At 46.9% G+C, this 23,978-nt stretch carries 28 protein-coding genes and 2 pseudogenes; 10 read left to right on the top strand and 20 right to left on the bottom strand.

The window, feature by feature from the left end; all coding sequences use genetic code 11:
- Positions 1-77 precede the first annotated feature (77 nt).
- Entirely contained in the window at positions 78-1,856 is a 1,779-nt protein-coding gene (locus QVC96_RS04900; RefSeq protein ID WP_287690079.1) for a chloride channel protein, read from the top strand.
- Positions 1,857-1,867: 11 nt separating this feature from the next.
- On the opposite strand, the pseudogene QVC96_RS04905 reads toward QVC96_RS04900, so the two are convergent.
- The 4 genes and pseudogenes from QVC96_RS04905 to QVC96_RS04920 form a co-directional block, all read right to left on the bottom strand.
- Positions 1,868-2,356, bottom strand: a pseudogene (locus tag QVC96_RS04905) (zinc ribbon domain-containing protein); the annotation flags it as partial.
- Positions 2,357-2,426: 70 nt separating this feature from the next.
- Positions 2,427-3,491: a transposase gene (locus QVC96_RS04910; protein ID WP_425597980.1), complete on the bottom strand. Its 1,065-nt coding sequence runs from the start codon at positions 3,489-3,491 to the stop codon at positions 2,427-2,429.
- 114 nt (positions 3,492-3,605) lie between these two features.
- A pseudogene (locus tag QVC96_RS04915) lies at positions 3,606-4,388 on the bottom strand (RNA-guided endonuclease TnpB family protein); the annotation flags it as partial.
- A complete protein-coding gene (locus tag QVC96_RS04920; protein ID WP_287689993.1) occupies positions 4,366-4,938 on the bottom strand; it encodes an IS607 family transposase in 573 nt (190 codons plus the stop codon). The pseudogene QVC96_RS04915 and the gene QVC96_RS04920, both read right to left, overlap by 23 nt.
- Positions 4,939-5,112: 174 nt before the next feature.
- Here QVC96_RS04920 and QVC96_RS04925 point away from each other — a divergent pair, with 174 nt between their 5' ends.
- Positions 5,113-6,483, top strand: a complete 1,371-nt coding sequence (locus QVC96_RS04925; protein ID WP_287690080.1) for a glycosyltransferase family 2 protein — start codon at positions 5,113-5,115, stop codon at positions 6,481-6,483.
- A 94-nt stretch (positions 6,484-6,577) separates the two neighbouring features.
- Positions 6,578-7,045: a peroxiredoxin gene (locus tag QVC96_RS04930; RefSeq protein ID WP_287690081.1), complete on the top strand. Its 468-nt coding sequence runs from the start codon at positions 6,578-6,580 to the stop codon at positions 7,043-7,045.
- 11 nt (positions 7,046-7,056) lie between these two features.
- Here QVC96_RS04930 and QVC96_RS04935 read toward each other — a convergent pair whose 3' ends face one another.
- Entirely contained in the window at positions 7,057-7,329 is a 273-nt protein-coding gene (locus tag QVC96_RS04935) for a hypothetical protein (protein WP_238027206.1), read from the bottom strand.
- 335 nt (positions 7,330-7,664) lie between these two features.
- Between QVC96_RS04935 and QVC96_RS04940 the strand changes: the two genes are divergently transcribed.
- Entirely contained in the window at positions 7,665-9,260 is a 1,596-nt protein-coding gene (locus QVC96_RS04940) for an APC family permease (RefSeq protein WP_287690082.1), read from the top strand.
- 3 nt (positions 9,261-9,263) lie between these two features.
- On the opposite strand, the gene QVC96_RS04945 is transcribed toward QVC96_RS04940, so the two are convergent.
- Positions 9,264-9,866 carry a sulfite oxidase-like oxidoreductase gene (locus tag QVC96_RS04945; RefSeq protein ID WP_238027208.1) on the bottom strand — a complete coding sequence of 201 codons (603 nt, stop codon included), beginning with the start codon at positions 9,864-9,866 and terminating at the stop codon, positions 9,264-9,266.
- A 253-nt stretch (positions 9,867-10,119) separates the two neighbouring features.
- On the opposite strand from QVC96_RS04945, the gene doxD reads away from it, so the two are divergent.
- The 3 genes from doxD to QVC96_RS04960 all read left to right on the top strand — a co-directional run bounded on the left by doxD (position 10,120) and on the right by QVC96_RS04960 (position 11,638).
- Positions 10,120-10,626, top strand: a complete 507-nt coding sequence (doxD, locus tag QVC96_RS04950; protein WP_238027214.1) for a thiosulfate:quinone oxidoreductase large subunit — start codon at positions 10,120-10,122, stop codon at positions 10,624-10,626.
- 5 nt (positions 10,627-10,631) lie between these two features.
- Complete coding sequence (gene doxA / locus QVC96_RS04955; RefSeq protein WP_287690083.1) at positions 10,632-11,132, top strand: thiosulfate:quinone oxidoreductase small subunit; 501 nt, start codon at positions 10,632-10,634, stop codon at positions 11,130-11,132.
- A 68-nt stretch (positions 11,133-11,200) separates the two neighbouring features.
- On the top strand, positions 11,201-11,638 hold the full coding sequence (locus QVC96_RS04960) for a hypothetical protein (RefSeq protein WP_287690084.1): 438 nt from the start codon (positions 11,201-11,203) through the stop codon (positions 11,636-11,638).
- A gap of 83 nt (positions 11,639-11,721) precedes the next feature.
- Here QVC96_RS04960 and QVC96_RS04965 read toward each other — a convergent pair whose 3' ends face one another.
- Positions 11,722-12,390, bottom strand: coding sequence for a PD-(D/E)XK nuclease family protein (locus tag QVC96_RS04965; protein WP_287690085.1), 669 nt, complete (start codon positions 12,388-12,390; stop codon positions 11,722-11,724).
- Between the two features lie 111 nt (positions 12,391-12,501).
- On the opposite strand from QVC96_RS04965, the gene QVC96_RS04970 reads away from it, so the two are divergent.
- On the top strand, positions 12,502-14,070 hold the full coding sequence (locus QVC96_RS04970) for an L-glutamate gamma-semialdehyde dehydrogenase (protein WP_287690086.1): 1,569 nt from the start codon (positions 12,502-12,504) through the stop codon (positions 14,068-14,070).
- Here QVC96_RS04970 and QVC96_RS04975 read toward each other — a convergent pair.
- The 11 genes from QVC96_RS04975 to QVC96_RS05025 all read right to left on the bottom strand — a co-directional run bounded on the left by QVC96_RS04975 (position 14,067) and on the right by QVC96_RS05025 (position 20,966).
- Positions 14,067-14,471: a hypothetical protein gene (locus tag QVC96_RS04975; RefSeq protein WP_287690087.1), complete on the bottom strand. Its 405-nt coding sequence runs from the start codon at positions 14,469-14,471 to the stop codon at positions 14,067-14,069. The genes QVC96_RS04970 and QVC96_RS04975 overlap by 4 nt on opposite strands.
- A 202-nt stretch (positions 14,472-14,673) precedes the next feature.
- Positions 14,674-15,279, bottom strand: a complete 606-nt coding sequence (locus QVC96_RS04980) for an MBL fold metallo-hydrolase (RefSeq protein ID WP_238026937.1) — start codon at positions 15,277-15,279, stop codon at positions 14,674-14,676.
- Positions 15,280-15,295: 16 nt separating this feature from the next.
- Positions 15,296-15,658, bottom strand: a complete 363-nt coding sequence (locus QVC96_RS04985) for a DsrE family protein (protein WP_238026938.1) — start codon at positions 15,656-15,658, stop codon at positions 15,296-15,298.
- Entirely contained in the window at positions 15,655-15,954 is a 300-nt protein-coding gene (locus QVC96_RS04990) for a hypothetical protein (RefSeq protein ID WP_238026939.1), read from the bottom strand. Before QVC96_RS04990 ends, QVC96_RS04985 begins: the two co-directional genes overlap by 4 nt.
- Positions 15,955-15,962: 8 nt before the next feature.
- Positions 15,963-17,195, bottom strand: coding sequence for a YeeE/YedE family protein (locus tag QVC96_RS04995; RefSeq protein WP_287690420.1), 1,233 nt, complete (start codon positions 17,193-17,195; stop codon positions 15,963-15,965).
- A gap of 17 nt (positions 17,196-17,212) precedes the next feature.
- Positions 17,213-17,467: a sulfurtransferase TusA family protein gene (locus tag QVC96_RS05000; RefSeq protein WP_238026940.1), complete on the bottom strand. Its 255-nt coding sequence runs from the start codon at positions 17,465-17,467 to the stop codon at positions 17,213-17,215.
- A gap of 79 nt (positions 17,468-17,546) precedes the next feature.
- Complete coding sequence (locus QVC96_RS05005) at positions 17,547-18,086, bottom strand: TQO small subunit DoxD (RefSeq protein ID WP_287690088.1); 540 nt, start codon at positions 18,084-18,086, stop codon at positions 17,547-17,549.
- Positions 18,067-18,984, bottom strand: coding sequence for a hypothetical protein (locus QVC96_RS05010; protein ID WP_287690089.1), 918 nt, complete (start codon positions 18,982-18,984; stop codon positions 18,067-18,069). Before QVC96_RS05010 ends, QVC96_RS05005 begins: the two co-directional genes overlap by 20 nt.
- A 9-nt stretch (positions 18,985-18,993) precedes the next feature.
- On the bottom strand, positions 18,994-20,199 hold the full coding sequence (locus QVC96_RS05015) for a YncE family protein (RefSeq protein ID WP_287690090.1): 1,206 nt from the start codon (positions 20,197-20,199) through the stop codon (positions 18,994-18,996).
- 94 nt (positions 20,200-20,293) lie between these two features.
- Positions 20,294-20,623, bottom strand: a complete 330-nt coding sequence (locus tag QVC96_RS05020; RefSeq protein ID WP_287690091.1) for a sulfur reduction protein DsrE — start codon at positions 20,621-20,623, stop codon at positions 20,294-20,296.
- On the bottom strand, positions 20,598-20,966 hold the full coding sequence (locus QVC96_RS05025) for a hypothetical protein (RefSeq protein WP_287690092.1): 369 nt from the start codon (positions 20,964-20,966) through the stop codon (positions 20,598-20,600). The genes QVC96_RS05020 and QVC96_RS05025 overlap by 26 nt, the downstream gene beginning before the upstream one ends.
- A 284-nt stretch (positions 20,967-21,250) precedes the next feature.
- Here QVC96_RS05025 and QVC96_RS05030 point away from each other — a divergent pair, with 284 nt between their 5' ends.
- Entirely contained in the window at positions 21,251-22,228 is a 978-nt protein-coding gene (locus QVC96_RS05030) for a sulfurtransferase TusA family protein (RefSeq protein WP_287690093.1), read from the top strand.
- On the opposite strand, the gene QVC96_RS05035 is transcribed toward QVC96_RS05030, so the two are convergent.
- Together QVC96_RS05035 and QVC96_RS05040 are read right to left on the bottom strand one after the other, a co-directional pair.
- Positions 22,220-22,738, bottom strand: coding sequence for a hypothetical protein (locus QVC96_RS05035; protein WP_287690094.1), 519 nt, complete (start codon positions 22,736-22,738; stop codon positions 22,220-22,222). The two genes, QVC96_RS05030 and QVC96_RS05035, sit on opposite strands and share 9 nt — an antisense overlap.
- Positions 22,739-22,805: 67 nt before the next feature.
- Positions 22,806-22,988 carry a hypothetical protein gene (locus QVC96_RS05040; protein WP_287690095.1) on the bottom strand — a complete coding sequence of 61 codons (183 nt, stop codon included), beginning with the start codon at positions 22,986-22,988 and terminating at the stop codon, positions 22,806-22,808.
- A 151-nt stretch (positions 22,989-23,139) separates the two neighbouring features.
- Between QVC96_RS05040 and QVC96_RS05045 the strand changes: the two genes are divergently transcribed.
- Complete coding sequence (locus QVC96_RS05045; protein WP_287690096.1) at positions 23,140-23,955, top strand: HpcH/HpaI aldolase/citrate lyase family protein; 816 nt, start codon at positions 23,140-23,142, stop codon at positions 23,953-23,955.
- The last annotated feature ends 23 nt before the right edge of the window (positions 23,956-23,978 follow it).

Raw genomic sequence — 23,978 nt, forward strand, 5'->3', positions numbered from 1 at the left:
TTAATAAGGAAGTTTTCAATAAAGGATGTAGAATATCCAGGACTAGTTTTTTTAAATCGCTAGATTAACGTTTTGTCATGCCTGTAAGGCTATCATCTTTGCCCTATTTCGAGAAGTGGCTAGTTCTGGGTATCATACTTGGGGTAGTTGCTGGTTTCGCATCCACAGTGTTCTACTTACTGCTCCATCTATTTGAGTATGTATTCATCACTAGGTTCGTGGGCATGTCCTATCCTCATCCGCTGGGAGAGGGGGGCACGCTTAACTTCGAGTTTCATCCTGGCAATTACCTTCTTATACCCGTCTCCTTAATGCTGGGAGGACTCATATCTGGGCTTGTGGTATACACATTCGCTCCAGAGGCTGAAGGTCACGGCACGGACGCGGCCATAAGGGCCTACCACTACCTTCAGGGAAAGGTGAGATGGGTTGTAATACCGGTAAAGATATTCGCCTCAGCGGTCACAATAGGATCAGGGGGAAGCGCTGGAAGGGAAGGCCCCACAGCCCAGTTCTCCTCGGGGGTTGGATCGGTTATTGCGGACCTACTCAAACTTTCGCCAGAGGATAGGAGGAGAGCTCTTGCCGTGGGAATTGGTGCGGGGATAGGAACCATATTTAAGACTCCCATAGGCGGTGCGATTCTCGCGTCTGAGATACTTTACAAGAGAGATCTTGAACCGGAACTCATCTATCCAGGGCTAATAGCATCCTCGGTGGGATACACCATATTCGGCATCATTTTCGGCTTCACCCCGGTATTCGGGTATTATACCGGAACCTTCAACCCCTTGAGGCTACCCATGTATGCTCTGTTGGGAGCGATCTCCGGGGTTTTGGCCATCCTCTACGTTAAGTCGTTTTATGGAATATCAGGACTGTTTAAGAGGCTAAGGATCCCCAACCATATTAAGCCCATGATTGGCGGGGGTCTTGCTGGGTTACTGGCCCTGCTCTTTCCAGAGGTCCTGGGGACAGGATACGGGTGGATAAATCTCGCTGAGTTCCAGAGGTTGTCATCATTTTATTCGCCCCTGTTTCCTGTTCTGATCCTGCTGGCCTTACTCCCGTTCGTCAAGATATTGGCTACCTCGCTCTCCATAGGATCTGGGGGAAGTGGAGGTGTTTTTGCTCCCGGCCTCTTCATAGGAGCGTTCGTGGGGGTGGATGTGGGTTTGATATTTCATTACCTATTTCCATTCCTTGTGCCTGACATAGCTCCCTTTGTGATCATAGGCATGATGTCGTTCTTCGCTGCGGCCGGAAAGGTACCGCTGTCAGTTATAGTGATGGTTACGGAAATGACATCAAGCCTTCAACTTCTCCCCGGCGCCATGATAGCTGTGGCCATCTCTTATCTAGTCTCGGGAAATTACACGATCTATAGAAGCCAGGTACCCACCAGGAGGGATTCTCCCGCGCATAAGAGCGAGTACGAGATTCCTGTGATGCAAAGATTGAAGGTAGGTCAATGCAAGAAATATGACGTTAAAGTCTCCCCATCGGCTACTCTGGAAACCGCACTCAAGCTCATGCTGGACAACAACTTCCTCAGCCTCCCTGTGGTTGACGATTCGAACAGGTTCATTGGCATAGTGTACTATAGAGATATCGAAAGGAAGAACCCCTTGGATCAGGTGAGGCGTTACGTAGTGAGGGGTTCTCCCCACGTGACACCCCAGTCCTCGTTGGAGCAGGCGTGGGAAATTATGGCCATAAACAGGAGCAGATGGGTGGCCGTGGTGGATAGGGGAATTTTCCAGGGTGTGGTTACCATGGACTCTTTGTTAACGCTATACGAGCAGGAGGTGCGGGCCTTGACCGATTCTTCACAGGACACGCGAACTTCTAACTAGGGGTTTGGGTCTCATTGAATTTCATGTATTTTGTATTCAATTCTCGACCCTTGGAGTTCACCGAAGTCGCGGATTGAACCGCTCATCCTTCTCACTCCCATTAGGGGGATAACCCCACTCACCTTACGGTGAGGAAACCCCCACATCTTGAGGTTGAATTTAGATAAGAACCTCTTCATAATGTTTAATGAAGCATTGAATTGCCTATCAAGGGTGAACCCGCACCTCCCGCACCTGAAGGTCTTGCCAACCGTTCGGGAAACCCATCCACATCTGGGGCAAGACCTGGATGTGAGGTGCGGGTTCACTTCCACCACTTTACAACCGTATAGAGAAGCTTTGTATTTCAACGTGTTAACTAACTTCCTCCAAACAGTCCTAGATAACTTTTTGGATAAAGACTCACTAGCATCATCAAACATACCCTGCTTATTCAACCTTTCGAAGACTAAAACATGATTATTGTACAACTCGAGGATGAAGTTAGCCAGCTTGTTAATCAAAGGGCCATTCAGGTTTCCATTGTGAATTGAATTCTAGTTCCTTCATTTCTCATTATTCAATGTAGGATTAATTGAGTGGTGACGTTTCGATCGTAAAGAAAATGATAGACATATGGATATTATTCCATTCTTGTAAAAAATTATCCAAAATGTTGTAGTTATCGGCGATGGCCCAGATGATCTGGGTTAGCCTGTGGGGCGTGTGGCACTTGCCGAACCTCCTCCTCTCCACCAGGGAGTTGAAGGACTCCACCAGGTTGTTGGTGGAGAGGAGGCGCTGAAGTTCTTGAGGAAGGGAGGTGAAGGAGAGGAGACCGCGTTCCACCAGTTCCTTGATCCTGTCAGGTAACTCGGCGAGCAGGCCAGACACGAGGAGGTCGACCTCCTTCCTTTCGTCGCGGTCCAGGCGCCTCTTGACGTGGTTGAGGCAGAGCTGCCTCTTCGCGTCTATTCCCGAGAGCTCAAGCGCGGAGTCCACGGACCTGACCATGTCCGCAACCACGAGCTTGAAGTTGAACTTCCTCCACACCCTTGCAAAAAGCCTCCAGTAACTCCTCGCGTCCTCCTCCTTAGCCAGGAGGAAGTCCAGCACAGCTCTCCTTCCCTCGCGCGTGACGCCCATGGCCACCAGGAGGACTCCCTTCCCTCCCCTGAGCTTGACCCACTTCCCGTCAGCTATCACGTACTGGAAGTCTCCCTCAACCTCAAGCTCAGGGGTCCAGAGCCTCGCGTTCATCTTCCCTCCCAGCACCGAGTAGAACGTGAGCAGCTTCCTGAGCACATCTTCCTCCTCCCTCAGCAACTCCCTCTCAACCCCCGTCCTCACCCTCCCCTTCCCGTCGTACATCACGGGCAACCTCACGCTCATCCACCTGAGCCTGTACTCAATCCTCCTGCCCTCCATCACCACCGAGAAACCAGTTAGGAACCTGTACCTCGCGTAACCCCTCCTCTTGATCCTCTTCCCCCTCGCGTACCTCGGGCTTACCTCCTCCGCCTCCCTCATCGCTAGCTCCTCCACCTCCTCAACAGGTTTATTTATGAGCCAGTGCTTAGGAAATACGGGGTCGAACACGATGTGTACCAACTCCTCCTGGAGTTGGTACGCGGGTTCGATAGTTAGCTTAGTCATGGTATGACATCGTGTTCGGCCCCCTTAAAGTATTACTGAAAAATGATAGATTGATTTTGATCATCTCACGTAGATTAACTAATTACAATTCGCAATGGAAACCTGAATCGCCCTAATCAAATCATTAACCCTATTCCTCTCACGATGAGAGTACTTCATCAAGAGTCTCCTACCACCCTTCAACTTCTTAGAGGCTACAGACTGTACCTTAGCCCTCTTCATCTGCATGACGTACTTCAAGGAGTAAAGTTGCTTCAGAGAGATCGTGATAAACTTCTCGCCATCGTAACCGTCGAGTGAAAAGAGATTAGAATCAAATGCAACAGTTTCAGGTGGCGTGGTTGTTGGTAATTCTTTTCTAAACACCAGATACACTTTATCCTCCTTGATCACCGGTTCTGTTAACTCCATTCCTTCCACTCTGCTAGAGAACCAGCTTCCGTCCCATGAGTATATGATATACTCGTATGGCTTTACAGTTATCCTAACGCTCTTACCAATGATTTTTCTTAGCGTTGTTTTTACTCTTACATAACCCTTCTTCACAAGTGGTGGTTTGAATTCACTTCTTCCCTTCTCAAATCTTCTTCTCCAGGAGTCAAGGATAGAGTATACATCATGAATTGCTTGATCTATGTAGTGTTTTGCTAATCCTTGTGCATTCTCTTTCATTAAGTATTCTCTCAACTCCTTGTATATTTCCTTCTTTTTTGGTAATTCTGCTCTTTTATCCTTTATTTTGATTTTGTTAAACACGTATTTTATCCCTTTGTTCAGTAGGTTTACATAAGCGTGAATTAGTTCTTTGCTTCTTTCCTCCTCATTTCTTATCGCATACGTGAGGTGTACGTATTCTTTTTCTGTCATGAACGTTTTAATTCTTAAGTTCCTCAGCACATTTCTTCACCTTTTCACGCTCATGACCTCTCGTTCCGCCAGAGAACGAGACCAGGATACTGATTAGGTCTTCAATTAATTCCTGCTCTGGCGTCCTGTCCTCTTTTTCCACCACTATTTCGCAACCGTGTGCTTTGCACACTTGCTCGAGTATTTCTAACCCAAATCTTACTAGTCTGTCTGGATAAGCTATCACTATTTTGCTAACTTCGTTGTTTAGTATCATCTTCAAGAGTCTTTGGAACCCTTTTCTTTTCATATTCAGCCCAGATCCTATGTCTGTTATTACGATGTCGTGTTCTGGTACCTTTTCCTTTAAGTAGTTCACTTGGTTCACTAAGTCATCTTTTTGTGCGTTTGATGATACTCTAGCGTATAGCACTATTTTCTTTTTTCTTATTATTCCCTCAAGTTTCTCTACATCCTCTTCTCTAAATCTCATTTTTCCGGATGGTAGTCTTTCTGGTGTTATTACACCCTTCTTTACATATTCCTGTAATGTTCTGTATGAGATTCCTAATCTCTGGCATACTTCTTTGGGTCTTAGCATCGTAAATAAATTTGTATACAAACTATTTAAACTTCACGGTGTTATGGAAACTGTTTCAAACGGCTAGGTCCCGTAGGAAGTGCTCCAACTTGTTATAAGATTTCACATCATGAACTCAATTTGCTTTAACTCGCCACATAGTTTTTAAGCTACTCATTATCATGCTAAACACGAATGAATCAAGTAGATGCATTTTATTTAATATTTGGATCGCTGACGTTATTTCTTTCGCTAATTTACTTCATTCTTAATTCCTACTTCTCTATTAACGTAAAGAGTCCCAGAAGGACAGACTCAAACAGGTTGTCTGACGTAACCGTGCTCATCCCGGTATATGCGGAGAAGCCATCCATATTCGAGAGAGTGATATCTTCCGTTTACGCTCAAGACGTTAAGTTTCTGGTCGTGGGAGATGGTTGTGACGAGCCCTACAGGTCCATCACCTTCAGATATGGAGGAAAATTCATTAGAACACCATCCAGGGCAGGGAAGAGGAACGCTGTTGCTACAGGTATATCGCACGTAGACACCAAGTTTGTTCTCCTCCTTGATAGCGATACAGTGTTGCCTGACGACGGTATAAAGAGGATGTTATCCCTTATGGATGAAGGAGTGGGAGGAGTTAGCGTCAATGTGAGAAATGTGAACACTGGAAATACCTTCTACCTTGCAGAACTCATTGAGAGACTTAAGGAAGCCACAATGAGGGCCGTGAACAGGTCAGGTTACGCTGTCCTTCTCAACGGCAAGTGTTCCCTATACAGGACTGAACTGGTGAGACCTTTCATTCTCAGCGAGGAGTTCAGGAACCCGAAGTTCATGGGAAGAAGGGCATTGATAGGGGACGATAAACAGCTCACAAATTACGTGATTTCCAAGGGTTACAGGGCACTTGTGGACTTCGAGACCACTGTACTGACATATCCTCCTGAGACAGTAAAGAAATTATATAAACAGCTGATTAGATGGTCAAGGGCAAACTATTACTTCTTCTTCAGGGAAATGAGAGATGGAACCATGTTCAAGAGAGGTCCCCTTTACGTCTTTAATTTCCTTTACACAACAATTCTCCCATTTCTAGTCATGGGAATATCTATCTTTGATATGATATTCCTGGGCTCCACCATTGTGGACACTGACCCCACTGATTACGAACTTGCTCTTCTACACGGAGGCAACTTCATACTTCACTTACCAATGATTCTCGCCAAGAGGATCGTGTTCTCTCTGCTCCTCGGGACAACGACCACTCACTACCCCTTCACGATTCCTGGATCCATATTTCATCATTATCAGGTAAATCACCCTCCTTCCACCTTCCTGGGCTTTCATTTCCCCAGGCTGGGTTTCAAGTATTCTGTAATCCTGATGCATGTGGCAAGCTACCTCACAGCAATTCCCTTCATTTACGCCCTTTGGAGACTTCTTCACGAAGAGAAGCTAAAGACCTTACTGGTGGGTTCCCTGGCTCTTGCCATCCAGCTGGTCGTTAGTATATATGCGCTGGTCACCATATGGGATCAGGACAAGTGGTTAACCAGGTGACTATGTGTTAAATTTACTGGGAAAAATTTCTAGATTTAAATAGTTCATACTCATTGATAAATTAGTTTATATATCCAACTTCTTAATAAAGCCCATGCCTGAAATAGGTGAAATTGCACCAGACGTGGAACTGGTGGATACAGATTTAAAGAAAGTGAAAATATCGGACTTCAGGGGAAAAGTGGTGGTCCTGGCCTTTTATCCAGGTGCCTTTACGCCCGTATGTACAAAGGAAATGTGCACGTTCAGGGATTCCATGGCCAAGTTTAACGAGGTTAATGCTGTGGTCCTTGGTATTAGTGTGGATCCCCCGTTCAGCAACAAGGCCTTCAAGGAAGCAAACAAGCTTAACTTCACCATACTTAGCGACTATAGAAGAGACGCTGTAAAGGCCTATGGGGTTGATATGGAATTTCCACCGCTACCTGGGTATGTTCTTGCTAAGAGAGCAGTATACATTCTAGATAAGAATGGGAAGATAGTCTACAAGTGGGTAGGTAAGGAACTAGCCAACGAGCCTGATTACAAGGAAATTCAGGAAGTTGTTAGAAAACTGAAGTGACTTCCTTTTTATCAACTCGATCCAGCACCACAACCGCAATATCCGTACTCGTCTATTTCCAAGTTGCACACGGGGCAAACGTAACCCGTGCCTGTCGTCTCGTGACACATCTTCCCGTACTGGGAGAGATGGGGATTCATAAGGCTCTGATAGGGATCTTGGCTACGGCTCGTGAGTCTTATTCTCCACGATTTCGTATCTTCCTTAACCAAGGTGAACTCCATTTCCATGTCACTCCCTGTCTTACTTATTGTGGAATCATGTCTCAGGTAAACTTTCCTCATAAATTATCACTATCTCACGGGTATTAATAAACCTATCTGCAAATTGTCTAAAAAATTTTAACTATTAAAAGGGAGTATAGATTGTATTGATAATTTAAACGGGACGTTTTAACGCCTCCACTTTACTGTTAACAGCGCACTTACCTCTTGTTGAAGGATAGCCAATTAACATGTTAAATAAAATGAATGATCACGTACTTTAAATCTACTAATTTTATATTTACCATCTATATCAGAAGGGTTTAGAAGATATGAAATTCTAATAATATAAAATCGATGAACTGGCTCTAAATTTTCTAGGAAGACTTAAATAATATTAATGGTATATTACCTTTATGTCCGATCCTAAAGGAATGAAAAAAGAAATCGGGTTAACTTCACTGATAATAATAGGTCTAGCTTCAGCGGTGGCCACAGCCATATTCTTCAGTCCATTGCAGATGACGGAGGTGGCAGGACCTGGAAGTTTGATTGCCTGGGTTATAGCTATCCTCTTCTATGTGACAATATCAATAACTTACATAGAGCTCTCCCAGACCTATCCAGAGGCTGGTGGTCCCTCCAGATATTCAATTTATAGTCATGGATCAGTAACTAATCTAATTAATGCCATGGCAGACCTCCTCTGGTATCTATTTATTCCACCAATAGAGGCATTTGCGACCATAGAGGGTCTTGACTATATTTTCCCATCCCTTCTCAACTCCAAGGGATTTCCCACTCTCAAGGGCGCTCTTGTGGGAGTGGTGCTAATGTTCGGTTACATTCCTTTCAATTACTACGGCGTAAAGACCTTTTCAAGGATCACCTCTGGGTTCGGTACCGTAAAGTACATTATTTACATATTGCCAGCTTTTCTGCTATTACTGACATTCCTTAACCTAAAGAACTTCACCGTGTATGGGGTATTACCCTTCGGTTTCGCAGGAATATTTTCCTCAATGCCCTACGCCATGTTTGCCTTCGGGGGAGCGAGAGTAATTCCAGATTTTGCTGAAGAGGTTAAGAAAAAGAGTTACCTAATCTACGCATTGATAATTACCGTGATTGGAGAGGGCTTGGTATATCTACTCTTTGACTTCACCTTCATAGCCAACCTTGATTGGGCCAAACTTGGACTCACGCCAGGGGACTGGAGTTCCTTGAACAAGGTGGTGGGAAATCCCTTCATAGTCCTGGCTGGCACCTATCATTCCGGTTTAGGTCAGGCAGCCCTAGCCCTTCTCCTCATAGGAGGTATAGTGGGTCCTTTCCTCACAGGTTACGTATACATGGGAGGAGGGGCCAGGGTTCTCTTCGCCTCAGCGAGGTCCGGATTCCTTCACGAGAAATTCAAATCACTTCACAGCAAGTATGCAATACCTTACTGGGGTCTGTTGCTCTTTGCCGTTGTTGGCGCAGTCATTGCTTTCCTGTTCGCTCCCGTTCCCAGCATCTATGGTCTGATCGATGATGCCACCGTTGCAGGTTACATTGGGTTCGCCACGAACCCTGTGGCAATGATGGTGTTAAGAAAGCAGGGGGTTACCAAATGGAGGATTAAGGGAGGGACAGTAATATCACCCATTGCGTTCGCTGCTTCCTCGTTAATTGTGTTCTGGAGTGGTTGGCCTGCGGTCCCATACTCTGTAATAATACTTGCAGTCATTACAGCCATTCTGGGAATTGTGGGAAAGGTGAGTGAGGGTATGAAGGAATCCACCTGGTACATGGGTTACATTACCTTCTTAACCCTCATGACCTACGTGGGTTCAGACGGTGCACTCAACGTAATACCCTTCCTAACTGCTACCTTGATCACAGTTGTAGTGTCCCTGGTTCTCTTCTACCCGCTGGGGATATATCAGGGGCTCAAGGAGAGAAACTACCTCTATCACCAGGAGGCTTCAGGATCTCATGGTGAGATGAAAAGTGAAGGAGAGAAGGCGTAATGTCTAGATGATTGGTCTTTTTTTACTGTGTCTTCCCCAGAGACCTTTGAACCTTTCCTCGTCCCACACGTTACCTCTCTCATGATATCCCCTTTCTTCCCAGTATCCATCCACATACTCTGGAATCAATTCCATTGAGGTTACCCACTTGGCGCTCTTCCAGCCATAGAGGTGGGGAAAGAAAGGCCTGGCGGGGAAACCTTCCTCTTTGGTTAAGGGTCTTCCGTTCATCATGAGAACCAGGATCGAATCCTCGCTCATAACGTCCTCGAGGGGCACGGTTGCGGTATACCCATCCAGTGAGTAGAAGATCACCCATTTTGCCTCAGGCTTTGGGGAGGCCCTTTCCACCATTCTCCTCAAGTTAATTCCCTTCCACGAAACGTCCAACACGCTCCATCCTGTAACGCAGTGAAAATCCCTCTTGTACTCCATGTCCATCATGTCCAGCAGTTGCTGATAGGTGAAGCTCAACTCCCTTTCCACCAGGCCCGTTATCCTGAACCTGTAATCGTCTATGTTAACCTCAGGCACTCCAAGCGCCGCGTAATAGATGAACCTTTTCACCGGTCTCTGCCCTGGGGGCATCTGCTTCTGATTTTCCATAATTAAACCATGTTGATGAACAATAAAAACATGCGTAAGAATTTATTTCACGCGAATGCTGACGACATCTTATTTTTAAAATGCTTGCGCATAAAGCCGTTTTCCTTTATCTAGAGAAATGAAAAATAATTAGCTATTTAAGTTTTTCATGTTTAAACTTTATTTAAGAAAAACTTAAATTAAGCCTATTCCAGGTTATTGTGGTGATAACGTGGCTGAGAAACAAAGTCTGAATCCTGGAAACTCTACCAGAATGGAGTACCTTTTCCCCATTAGGTTCGCTGTAGGTTGGATGTTTTTGGACGGAGGGCTTAGAAAGGCCGTTCTGAAGCCTGCCAAGCTGGATCCCAATTCGTCTTCCTTCGTCGGAGGAAAGCTGGTAAACTTCCTGCCCCATGCAGGCCCCTTTAAACCGTTCCTGTTAATGACCCTTGAGAACAGAGCTCTGGATGTTTCCTTCTTGACTGTGTTCAGCTACATAGAGATCATCGCTGGCCTCTTCCTAGTGATAGGATTCCTCACCAGGCTCTCTGCTCTGGCGGCCTTATTCATGTCCGTTGGTTTCGCGCCAGCATATTGGCTAGGATCCACATGTGAAGATGAGTGGCAGATTGGCGCTCTCCTTACGGCTGGTTCTGTTGTGTTGATGCTCACCGCAACTGGAAGGGTGTTCGGTGTGGACAGTCTCCTCTACAAGAAGTTTGGTGACAGGCCACTTTCCAAGAGAGTTCCGATCCTTAACATGATAAAGCTCTGGTGACCCATATGGACAGGACGGTCGTAATAGCCCTAGTGTTCGGGATACTGGTGATGGGATTCATCTTGGGTACAGGTCAGTGGGCATACGGTAATGTGGTAGGACCGCTGGTTAACTATTCGAAGCTACCCAAACTCGAGATAACTTACATCACTGCCAAGGAGCAGGGTAATCAGACGATGCTCATCATGAATATAACCGACGTGGACGGTCCGGACGCGTATCCTGCCTCCGCTCCTTTGATGGAGATATATAACTCAACTTGGCATGTGTATCTGAATTCCTCTGAAATCGCCAACTACACTATCAAGGTCATTCAGGCACCATGGAATGAGAACAAGAAGGATTACGTGAACTGGTACACCGGATTCGCCATTGTGCTGGGAAGCGAGGCCCAGTTCCAGATGCTTCTTCCAATACATCTGAGTCCCGGAACCTATCATGTCAAGCTATACACCCCTGCGCTGAGTGAGAAGTCAATGGCAGTGGCCAGCTTCACCATAAGTTAGATTTTTTCCAATTGTTCAGCTCTAGTTATTTGGCTTAAGGTTTTATATGACTGATAGATAATTGACCCATGAGAAGGAACGTCGTCATTATAGGTGGTATAATACTTTTAATTGGGTTGGTTATCGCAGTTGGAGGATTCTTCCTTGCAAAGTCCGGAATTCAAATAACCCAGGTTTCCCTATCACCGGGTCAGGGAAAGACCTTTCCCCTAAAGAGTGGTATTAACAGTGTAAGTATAGGTTATAATACGTCTTTACCGCCAAAGATTGAAGTTACAGGTAACATCATAACCACTTCATCCTCAAAGAACGTGGAGGCCCTCCTGATCAATGGAACCTCTCCAAGCGTATACGTGGAGGATAATTCCACTGGTCCCATGGGTATTACCTTGGTTACAACGCAGTTGAACTCCTCCATAGAGGCAGGTGGGTTGGCATTTATAATAGGCCTTATCGTGTTCTTTGTGGGACTAGGTGTACTGATCTACGGAATTGTAAGGAGATGACCCTCCCGACAGGTATCAGGCCCTTCAGTGCGTAAAGGCTCTAACTGGGTATGCATACCAAGAGGCCTAGTTGAGAGATCCCTTCACTTATCCTTGTCACATTTAGCCTTATACAGGCAATATTCGCATTGCCACTTCATGTCCTCCCTCATCTTGGCCTCTGGTTCTGGAAGTTTCCTGCCCTTGAGTGCCTTGTGGAGCATTTCCGCCCTTTCCATGGTTTTCAGGTAAAGTTCCTCGTCAAAATCCACGAGAAATTCCTCCATATCGAAGTTGGACCTATCCACGTATAGAAGGACGCCCTTGGACTTGGGAAAGGCCTTCATGTAAAGATTAAGTTGGGCCCTGTGCTCCAGTCTCGGTAAGTAACCATTCTTCACCTTGAAGGAGAGACCGTCTACGCTTTTGATCTCCACCAGATATCTTTCCTTCGTAAATTCGATAACAATTAGGTCGTCCGCTCTCCCAGAGATAACTATTTCGTGATTTGTGGGATGGGGAATTCTCAGAGGAAGTTCACTGGTAACTTTCACGCTCGATTCCTTCTTGAGCAGTTCGGCTATCAGCTCATGGAGAGCCTCACCCAGAATGGTGAACCTTGCCGAATCTATACCTGATAACGCAGGCGAAGTTCTGTCATAGTATTGTTTTCTTAAACAGCTCCAGATTTGGGAGGGCCAGTACTCGCCCTCGTAAGGCTCCTTAAACTCGTCGTCCACAATATGTCTATAAATTATTTCCTTTACTACCACGGGTTACATTAGTTAACCCAAATAAAAGGCATGGCGCTGTTCAGTAGAGGAGAAATAACGTAATGGCGTAAATAATTATTAACTTTATTACTGTACGAGAGATATTATGATATGCCCTTTGTAAATGAGAGAACATATCAACGCTATTTACAGGAAAATAGGGAGGAGGAGTTTCACAAGCTGGTGGAAGAAGGGATCAAGAGAGTCGAGGAGCAACTTGGACAGGAGTATCCAGTTCTAATTGCCGACAAGGAGATAAAGACCTCATCCAAATTCACAGTTAAGTCACCCATCGACACCTCCCTGACACTGGGAGTTTTCCAAAGAGACAACGGCGAACTCCTGAGAAATGCCCTTAAGGTGGCCAAGGAGAGCTACCTGGATTGGAGGGATTCGGACTGGAGGGACAGAGTTGAACTCGTAGTAAAGGCTGCCAATGAGTTGAGAAGGATGAAATATGAACTGGCCGCCACCATCACCTTCGAGAATGGTAAAAATAGATACGAGGCCGTGGCTGAGGTTGATGAGACCATTGACTACTTCAACTATTACGCCCAGCTTCTAGAGGAGAATAGGGGTTACATCCGGGAAATGGAAGGTAGAATAGTGAAGGGAGAGCACGGAACCTCAGTTATGAGGCCCTACGGACCCTGGTTAATAATCTCCCCCTTCAATTTCCCCCTGGCAATCACGGCTACCATGACTCTGGGAGCCCTGATCACCGGGAACACCGTTGTGGTTAAGCCCTCTTCTGACACTCCCCTATCCGCATATAAGCTGGTTACCACGTTGAGGAGGGCTGGCTTTCCTGTAGGGACCGTGAATTATGTGACCTCACCCGGTGAGGTGGTGTCCAAGGTGATGGAGGAGAACCTAGATGTGGCGGGATTTGCCTTCACTGGCTCAAGGGAGGTGGGACACAGGCTCCTGAAACAGTTCATCAACTTGAAACCGAGACCCGCTGTCCTGGAACTTGGGGGTAAGAACGCAACAATTATCACCTCCAAGGCTGACCTCAGGAAGGCGGTGGAAGGAACGTTCAGGGGAGCCTTCGGGTTTGGTGGACAGAAGTGCAGTGCCACCTCGAGGGTTTTCGTGGAGAGCGCTGTTTACCAAGAGTTTCTGACCAGATTCAAGGCTAGGACGGAGACTGCCCAGATAGGAGATCCAAGATTGAAGACCACGTTTCTGGGACCCCTGATTAACAGGGGTGCGGTGGACAAGTTCAGGAGGTACGTGGACCAGGCCATATCTGAGGGCGGAAGGGTAATCACTGGTGGAAGGGTCAGAGAGGACACAAGGAGCTATCTGGTGGAGCCCACCATTATAGCTGACCTTCCTTATACCAGCTCCCTGTGGAGGACTGAACTCTTTGTGCCCATTGTGCTGGTGAAGGAAGTAAACGATCTAAAGGAGGCGGTTAAGCTCGCTAACGATGTGGACTACGGCCTTACGGCAGGAATATTCTCTCAAGATCCAGATGAGATAGAGTACTTCTTCAGGAACGTGGAGGCTGGAGTCGTATATGCCAACAGGGAGTCTGGATCCACCACTGGAGCAATGCCGGGGGTACAACCCTTTGGGGGATGGAAGGACTCCGGCTGGACAGGAAGAAACGCGGGCGGACCCTACTATCTCCTCTCCTTCATGAGGGAGCAGGCCAGAACAACATATGACTAACTTATCCTAGTTCCTGTAATGAGGGGAAGAAGTTTTAACGTCCTTATGTACTCCGTCCATATCTTAGATAGGTCCTGCTCATTCGCCTGCTCCATTGAAATCTTCAGATCTAGCTTGCGAAGCAGTGCCAGGTAACATCCCTCACTTAGCACCTCGATTCCTGCTATCACGTTGAGAGCCGATAGTCTGGTAAGATACTCCTTGATCCTATCCCTTAACTCAAGAACCCTCTCGCATCCAACCCTCCTTGCTATGTAAAGTAGAGTAATGCCTGAATCCATTATATCGACGTAACTATTGTCCATGAACCTGATCCTCACTCCCCTCTCTATATTCTCAAAACCTCTTGTGGGCATTCCATGTTCCACAAGCAGTCTGCTTAGCAGTTCAGCCTTGTCCATTGTGAAAATTGTATTGTTATTTGTATATAACTATTCCTATAGTAAGTCTTGATAATAGTCGTTAACTGTCAATTACCATACTACCTATGAAGTAGTTCCATACATTTTTCGTTGCCATCCAATGCAGATTTACACTTACCGGATCGATGATACTAGTTCTTAGACCACGGAGATAAGGCGAGTTACTTGGCGTTCATGTAAGCTACCAATCATCTGGGCCAAGCACTCCGTTCAGGAAGGGATTAGAAACTATCTCATCCCTCAACGTGGATTTCTCTCCATGTCCCGGAAATATATCCGTGACCTTCATGGTTTTAATCTTTTCCAGAGTGGCCCTAAGGGAGTCCCTGTCACCTCCTAGATCATATCTCCCTACGGTTCCCTTGAAGAGGGTGTCTCCAGTGAACAGAGATTGCTCCACAAGGATGGAAGTGCTTCCCATGGTGTGACCTGGAGTTGAGATAGCCATTGCCGTAAGGCTACCTATCCTTAGTTCGGCACCGTCGCTCAATTCATCGTCAGGTTCTGGGGGAAGTTCCTTCCAGTCGTAATAAAGTGGCATTAGATCAACGTCCTTTAGGTTCATGAGGAACCTTCCCCCAACTCTCTTCAGGGATTTCACTCCCAACACATGATCGAAGTGGCCGTGAGTGGCAATAATGTACTTAAGGCTGAGATTATTGCGCTTCAAGAACTCTATCACCTGTGAAGGATCACCTCCAGGATCAATGACCAGTGCCTCTCCACCATCCCATAAAACGTAGCAATTGGTATTGAGAGGGCCCAACACAAATGTTTTAAGATTCATAAGTTAAGTTGGAATTCTAAAAAATAAGTGTGGCTTTAGACTGTGAGCTCTTCAGTGCGAACTCAGAGACTCCCCCAACCTTCACCTTATACACGAAATCCTCCTCATGTACTCCCTTGACCCTCATTCCGAACTCGCAGGCCGTTATCTCCAGATCCTCTCCGGCCAGTTCCACGAGGTTATCAAGATAGTACTTTAATGTTTTAGTCCCATTGAGCATAATTTTTTCTGATTCTGCTGTGAGTGCCCTTAACGCATCCATGGTGAAGAACATGTATATCCTGTTCCCGCTTGAGGCGTAACCTATTGCGGTGATTACTCCCATCATCATCTTCTCCTGATCGCCTGAGATCATCATGAATGAGTACATTTCGGTCATGATCCAGCCTCCTTAGACTGAACATACTTTACGAGGGAGACCCAGAACATCATCAGACCAACGTAAACCACAACGTAACAGATCCATGTAGTAGCCTCAAGATATCCCTGCAACTGGTCTGGGGGAACATAAACTAGGAAATTTGCCTTGCTGAGTGCAATGTTATCTGCTCCTGTTAGGTAAATCTTGCTGAACTGATACCAGGCAATGGCGAACAGTGAAAGCACTAAGGGTCCTATAACCCTTCTCACGGGGTAGGGTTTTGCCTTGGACTTGGATTTCTCCATTTCCTCCATGCTCTCACCTACAGCTTTTCCTGTACCTTCACGGCTAGGTAAACTCCTGCCAGCATTCCTCCCAGGAAGATGTAGCCGTCATAACCCAGTTGTCCAAAGTTGGTCCACATTAAACCCACGTTGCAACCCAGGGCCATCCTCACACCTATTCCAACAAGCATGCCTCCCACGAATCCTATGGCTAATCTCTTCCTGTCCTTGGGTATCCTGATCTTGAAGTCACCGCTCAGGAAGGAAGCTGAGAAGGCGCCTATGCACAGCATCACTACCATAAGGGTGCTGGGGTCAACTATGGGAAGAGAACTGTTGAACCAGGGAGTGTTGGTGAACAGGTTAATTCCAAGGGGCATGAGAATGTACTCGAAGAACCTCCCTCCATCCGAGGAGGTTATCACCAGGTAGTTAAAGGTATATCCTGCCCCCACTATGAACACGAAGATCATGTCCAGGGCCAAGATAACTGTGGAGAGATTTGTGCCATAGGGTTTTTTGAGAAGCAACATATCCTTAGCTTCTTGCTTCAGTCTCAACCCAGAGGGAATTGAGGGCGCGGATGGACCCGGCAATCCCGGTAATGCCTTCATCCCAACAGCGCTCAGTCCCGGTCCCTTCATGCTCACTGACTTGCCCCACTTGCTTCTCGTCCTCATTTGAAGATAAATTCCCAGAAAGAGAAGAGGAAGGGCAACTATCATTGTGGTAATGTAGACTGCCATGTTGGAAACGGAGTGGAAGAGAACGTAGGGCAGATACTCCACATACCCCCCTGCACTGGTGGAGAGGATCCCGTTCTCCATGGTGTAGGACTGGAAGGGCCAAATGGCCACCGCAAAAATGTAGGTTCCAATCATCATTCCAAACAGCTCAATCCAGTTCTGTACGTAACCACTACTGGCCCTATAGAGCATCGAAAGATTGCATCCACCCGCTAACGCAGCTCCAAAACCGAAGATAAATGAGCCCACAAGTATGTACCATCCTGCAAAGTAATTATTGAAGTACTGATCCACAGGGGGAATAAGACCAAAGGCCACAAGTAACCCGGTCCCCAGGGCGGTTAGTCCAAACAGAATGAGAAGTGCCCCAAATCTCTCAAAGCTCCTTGTGGTGAAGATCGAGGTCATGGCATTCACAAAGCAGTAATTTCCCCTCTGGGCTACCCAGCCCAGGATGAAACCGCTCAATCCAAACAGCCCAAATATGAGGGCCCAGGACTCCGAAAAAACGGGTTGAAGTATCATTGAGGGAGTTGCCAACCCTATCCCACCTTCAGAATTCTGAACCTGTAAACGTCACCGTCCTTCAGTACCACATATGGATAACCCATGTTCTTGCAAAGAGACGGTAACGTTACATCCACGGCGGGCTGGTGGTCCGTTATTACCTCCAGGACTTGACCAGCCTTCATCTTCTTCAATTTTTTGCTGGCCATCATCTCAGGTACGGGGCAGGACTCCCCAATCACGTCAAGTTGATCGTCCGGTTCCTTTATCTTTAGGGGCTCGGATGACATCATATCACCAAGATCATTTACGTCAGGATTCTTTTAAGTTATGCTCTTTTTTAAACGGTTTTTTAAATAGAGTAAAAATTTAGTAAATTAGAAGATAAAGTATCACGATCGCGTATATGAGCGTGCCAGCTATGGCCCAGGGTATGGGGTTCTGGAGGAGCTTGAGTCGCGGTGAGATAACACCGTCCAGCGAGAACTGACCAGGTCCCTTCCACACAAGGTAGAGGTTAAGGAGTATGAGGAGAAGGTTGATCCCGTACTCCTCAGTCCCGGTCCAGTAGGCGGACAGGAAATAGATCAGATTGGTGTAGAGGGCAACAGTGCTAGCCAGTCTCGACATGAATCCCAGGAGGGTGAGAATCCCAAAGCTTATCTCCCCTATCATAACTAAGACACCTACGGTATAAACGTGCGGGAAGACCACCGTGTACAGAAAGCCCCTGATGGGAGAGCCCTCGGCCAGGTATTGAACTGTGAAACCTATGTACGACGTGGAACCTGAATTGAGGAAACCTGGATTGAGAAGTTTATTGAACACGCCGGCATCCAGCCAGATTGAGGCGACGGCTATCCTCAGTATCAGTCTTTCCAGGCTGGATTCATCTCTCAGGGACTTCAAGGCTCATCGACCTCTTAACCAGTTGAGAGGATATAACCATTATCTGCCAGATTCCCACACCCAAGAGTACCATCCCGGTTATTGTGGGAGAGAGCAGAAGGATTGCCTGAAGGATTCCTCCTGTCCATGCCCCTGCTATGAAGGTTCCGTACTTCCATGTAATTCCCTTAGTCAGGGCAGGATACGAGCTCGAGAGGAGATACAGTAATGAGTTCATAGCCGTAGGCGATAGACAGCATATTCCAGCGATGGTTCCGATGGACGGTATCGAGGCTGTCAGGAAACCAGCAGTAGTGTTAAGGGTTCCCATACGAAGTGACTTGGGAACCGCCCATTTCATGGTTGAACTGGAGACGTAGAGAAGAGACATAACGTAATATGAGAAGATGAGTGACAATGTCAGGACCAGATCATTAAGCGCTCCCAAGAGCAAGAGGGGAACGTTAAGTACCAAGTTTCCAATCATGGGGATACCTTCTCCCTGATACGTTATAGCCGTAAGTCCGGTGAAGTAAGAGCTCACGTTAAGGTTAGGAATCAGGAGCAACCCAGACACTATCAGAAAACTGATGTAGTAAGCAGGGACAAACACCGCCACCATACCTCTCCCAACCCCGTCCCTAAGAGTGGCCCTGAGAACGGCTCTCAATCTCATGGGCCCATGGACCAGAATAAATCTGCCCTTTCTGGCTCTATATAGGAAAATTCCCACCAGGATGGAACCCACCAGATACGCGATCACGAGCAGAAGAAAGGGTTTGATAAAGGTAATCTGGCCCGTATCTGCAAGGGGAGAGTACCATACATCAGCAACGCGGATACCGTTAATAACCACGGGTAAAAATATTGTCGCATTAAAAAATAGAAACACGTAGAAAAAAGGATTAACTGGTCTCATACGGACACCTTAGCAGTGGAGTCCAGTTACGGGAGGTAACATGACCTGATCCACAAGGTAGGTTCCCATACTTTGAGTTATGGGTATCACAATGGCAGGTGCGGTAGTCAGGGGTAGGGTGTAGGACACTGAGAGCGTCGACAGGGAAATCAGAACTATCATGCCTCCAGCGCTTACGCTTCCATGAATGACTACGTATGCATAACTTCCACCTGGAGTGATTTCTATGTCCGCCAGACCGGGAGGCGAAATTTGTGGTAGAGCTATCTCCTTCACTATCTGGAAGTTGGATGTAGAGATCACCACCACAGTGTCATTATTGCTGGGCGCCTCAAGGTAGTATTGACCGTTGGGGGTAAAAACGCCTCTTTGAGCTGTCAATCCCTTGGGCATCTGCACCATTCCCATCAGCTGAAGGTTAGGTAAGGAGTAGAACCCTACCGAGTCATTGCCCGCAAACTCAACCGCAACCATCGTGCCCTGCTCATTGGGGCTTAACATGTAGGGCTGGGAGCCTAGGCTAGTGGGTTTCACAAGTATTACTGAGCCATTGGTTGCACTTACTATATCAATACTGTTATTGAACCTCATGGGTATCAGAAGTTCCGTGCCATCTGGAGTCCATCTTACGTCACATGGATAATATGTCTTGCCTGTGGGTGAAACAAAGGTTTCTTTCCATACAGTCTGTAGGGTCTGCATGTTAATCACGAGAACTTCACCTGACGGACCATCCGCTATGGCCGCGTACTCGCCGTTTGGAGAAATTGCCACTCCAATGAAACCCGTAGAAGATCCCACCTGTAGGGTTTTGACTACCTTGAAGTTGGTCGTGTTTATTACGAAAACGGTTCCGTTATTCAAGGGCATGAATATGTACTTCAACGAAGCTCCAACCGGTACTTCCTCCCAGTAATACACCTGTGTGGGAACACTAGTGGAAATGTTCTCCACTCTCTGGAAACCTAGGAAACTCTGACTGCTACTGAAGGGGTTAAGTACCTGGGCTATTCCCTTCTGAGTCAGGGCGAGGAAATAGAAGTTATTGTTCGGAGTTGAGGTAGAGGTGGTACTGGTGCTCGAGGTAGAGGTAGAGGTGGTACTGGTGCTGGTACTGGTGCTCGAGGTAGAGGGGCTTGTGCTACTTCTCATCATTATGTAAGCTGCCCCAATTCCCACAAGAAGGATCACAACTATTCCAACTATTAACAACATCTTATAGTTCATACTCTCTCATTCATAAGGAATCCTAGCATCTTTTAAAAATAGCGTATTTATAACTAGTTTCTATCTTTTGCTTTATTTTTTATTAAATAGTAATAACCAGGTCAACGTGGTCTATGACCGCCTTGTAAAAGTCCGGGAAACATCCAATTTTACAAGAGGGGATGAGCTTATCCGCAAGGTTTCTCATGTAAACGCACTGGTCGCAAGCCTGAAGGTATATTCCCCTCATGGCTAGAGCCTCTAACCTCTGTCCCAACGGATTATCCCTCATGGGAATGTAGACGTTATCGTGGATGAAGAACATTCCCTTCACATCCACCCCGTGTCTTCCCTCCTCAAGCTGCGGTACAATCATCTGGCCCAGGATATAGGATCCCAGGTTGGACTCAACTATGTATGCTACCCTCTTCAATCCCTAACACCTTGGCTAGTTCCTCACCCAATCTCTCCAGAAGTGGGTTGATCTGTAGTCCCCTCACTTTCCCAAGGACTTCCCTCCACTTCTCAGGGGGAACTCCCTCCTCTCTAGCCTCTAGGAGTGCCTCTAACCCTATGACCACGAGCGGGCACTCAGATGACCTGTACCTTATCTCATTCCCCCTCTCGTATACCTCAAACCATCTCTGATCGTCAAGACTGACCCTCTTCACCAGCCTGAATCCCTTCTCGCCTTTGAGGGCGTATAACCTTCGCATGAGGAAGTCAGATGCGTACTTCCTCTCCACAACGCAACCACAGGAATCTTTCTTGACCATACTTTTTAGGGTTATTTGCTTATTTATAAATGTTTTGAATATCAATGATTTAAATGATAAATCATTCATATGTTCATGTGGGGTTTGCCACAGCCTTGTCAATTGGATAATTTCAGGCTAGGCTGTGATTGGCGCACTCCATGAGCAAGGGGGTTACACCCGATTGGCGACGCCGATGGTCACGCTGAGCTATTTCTTCTTTCTGATCAAAATCTTATATCCCTTGATCTAACGTTACATTGATAATAAAAAATACTTATATATCTGAAAAACTAATTAATAATGTGGAAACTTCGGTTGTATTAAGGGTCAGGGAATTTCAGCAACTCCTGGATGTGGAGAGATACCACAGGCTTTACATGCTATCTGACGTCAGGAGGCTGAGTTGGGGCTACTCTGCCAAGTTAAAGCTGGGCAAGATATCCTTTCCAGTTCTCGTGAAGGTGGGAAAGAATACCTTGGATCTATACGAGGAACAGGGTAAGTTCATGGTCCATATGGAGTTCATGGAGGGGGATAAGACAAAGGTGAGGATAAAGGTCGAGGCGTCAAACGAGATGGTGAAGTCCTCCCTGGAGGAGGGAATTTCTAGGAACTTAAATGAGTACGCGGAGTCCATATGCAAAATGGGAAAGGGGAGAACTCAGGAACCCATAGCGCTAATCTCCATGATGAAGCCCTTCGTCAGGAGACATCTGGACGTCAGGGGCGAGCAGTGTCCCATTCCTGAGATTGCAGCCAAAAAGGAGCTCACCAGGATGAGACCTGGGGAAGAATTGGAGATCCTGGTAGATCATCCTGCCGCCGTAGATGTGACGCTTCCCGAGGTTGCGAAGCTAATGAATTGCAAGTATGAGATCTACAACATGGGTGATTACGTTTCCTTTGTGATGCTAAAACTGGGCGATCCCATAATGAACAAGAATTATCTTCAGGGGTTAATCCATCGTGAAAAAATACCAGAGATGATGAGGGACATGGGGTTTGTGGCCTTCCTCTACTCCGTGTTTGATAGGGTCGTTAAACAGGTCTCCACGGATGGTCTTTACCCAGAGATCTTCCGGTATGAAGGCCTCACCTTGATCACATCGGCGTCCATAGGACGTGGCTGGTTAGCGGTGGCGCTGGTGGAGGACCAGAAGGTTCTGGGCATGATGCTGGACATCAAGGGAGAAAGGTACTGGAATCAGGAGGCCTTAAACATCATGAACAAAGTGAAGGGAATAGGGAACGCCTTCTATCTGAAGCCCGGTTCAGCCTAGAGCCTGCTGTTGCAGACTGGCAACCTCCAAGGACTCGTTAGGCCTCACTGTTCCGTTCAGGACAACCAGGATGATATAGTTCTTGTAGTAGGCGTAGAGGTACTGGTAGTGGGTGGAACCCACGCATATGCCGTTAACCTGGCCCGTGACGTTCCTCACTGACCAGTTCAGCTCCCTATAGATACCCCCTATCAGGCTCACAACCTTTGGAAGGTGAGATGTTGACGCGTATTGGAATACTAGGATTGTCAGGTTGACCTCCGGGGAATAATAGGAGGCGTAGAGCGTCCTCATTGAGCTATTGGATAGCATCTCTATGATGGGGGATACTCCCGTGGGGTCACTTATGTAACCTTCATTGACCAATGTCCACCTACCGCCCAGTTTGCTGTCCAGGGCCGAGGTGGAAATGAATTTCCCGCTGGAGGTGTGGAGGACCATAACAAGTGATATGACGGAAACTGCAACAATAATCACCATAAACGCCAGGATCAGTAACTTCAGTTTCATCTGTGCTCTTCGGAGTTCCCATTTTTATGAATTACCGTCATAGTGGAGTTGAAGAGGGGTTTGGGTCTCATTGAATTTCAACTTTGTATTCAATTCTCGACCCTTGGAGTTCACCGAAGTCGCGGATTAACCCCTTCATCCTTCTCACTCCCATTAGGGGGATAACCCCACTCACCTTACGGTGAGGAAACCCCCACATCTTACGTTTCTTTTTCCTTCCCCCACCACTATTCGGGAATTTATCATCCACATCTAGGGTAGGGATCTAAGAAATATATTGAATGCAGAGTATTTAAACTTCACACCTTTATGGAAACAGTTTTCAACGGCTTGGGAAGCCTATAGCGATGGACCAGCAGAGGAGCTAGTTAATATTTAATCGAAAGTTTTGATACTTGGTTATGAAACGCAGATCTCAGCTTTACGTTCCCGGCATTAATGAACGCATGATCTTGAAGAGCTTGGAGATTCCGGCAGACTCCATCATATTTGATTTAGAGGACTCAGTCCCTCCGGAGGACAAGGAGAAGGCGAGGGAGTTACTTAAGAGATCCCTCTCAGCATACTCATGGAAGGGAAAGGAACTATGCGTTAGGATAAATCAGCTGACCACCAAGGACGGATTGAGGGACCTCCTGTTCGTTTCAGATCTGCCCGTTGACGTTGTCCTGATTCCCAAGGCCGAGGGCTCGCTGGATTTCGTACACAAGGTTACGGGAAAGTTGCTTGAGCCCATAGTGGAAACGCCCAGGGGTCTGATGGAGATAGAGGATCTGGTCAGGTCTGAGGGCGTTGTGGCAATTTCTTACGGCGCAGCAGACCTGGCTCTTCACGCCCAGGGAGAGATAAGAGGGTATGAGGGGAACATATACGTCATGACCAGGGTAGCAACATCAGCCAGGGCTTATGACGTAGATCCCGTGGATAAGGTATACTTCGATCTGAAAAACGCAGAGGGCTTCAGGACAGAGGCTAGGACGGCGAGGAGCTTGGGCTTCTCGGGGAAACAGGTGATTCACCCCAGCCAGGTGGAAATTGCCAATTCGGTGTTCTCTCCATCCAGGGAGGAGCTGGAATGGTACAGGGAAATAGTGGAAAGTTATGAAAGGGCCATGAAAGAGGGAAGAGGAGCGATCAGGTTAAGGGATCAGCTCGTGGACCAAGTTCACTACAAGATAGCGAAGAGGTATCTGAAGGATTACGCCAACACGGAGTGACTTGGTCCCACCTCCAAATACTA

Source organism: Metallosphaera javensis (ex Sakai et al. 2022) (assembly GCA_021654415.1).
GTDB lineage: Archaea > Thermoproteota > Thermoprotei_A > Sulfolobales > Sulfolobaceae > Metallosphaera > Metallosphaera javensis.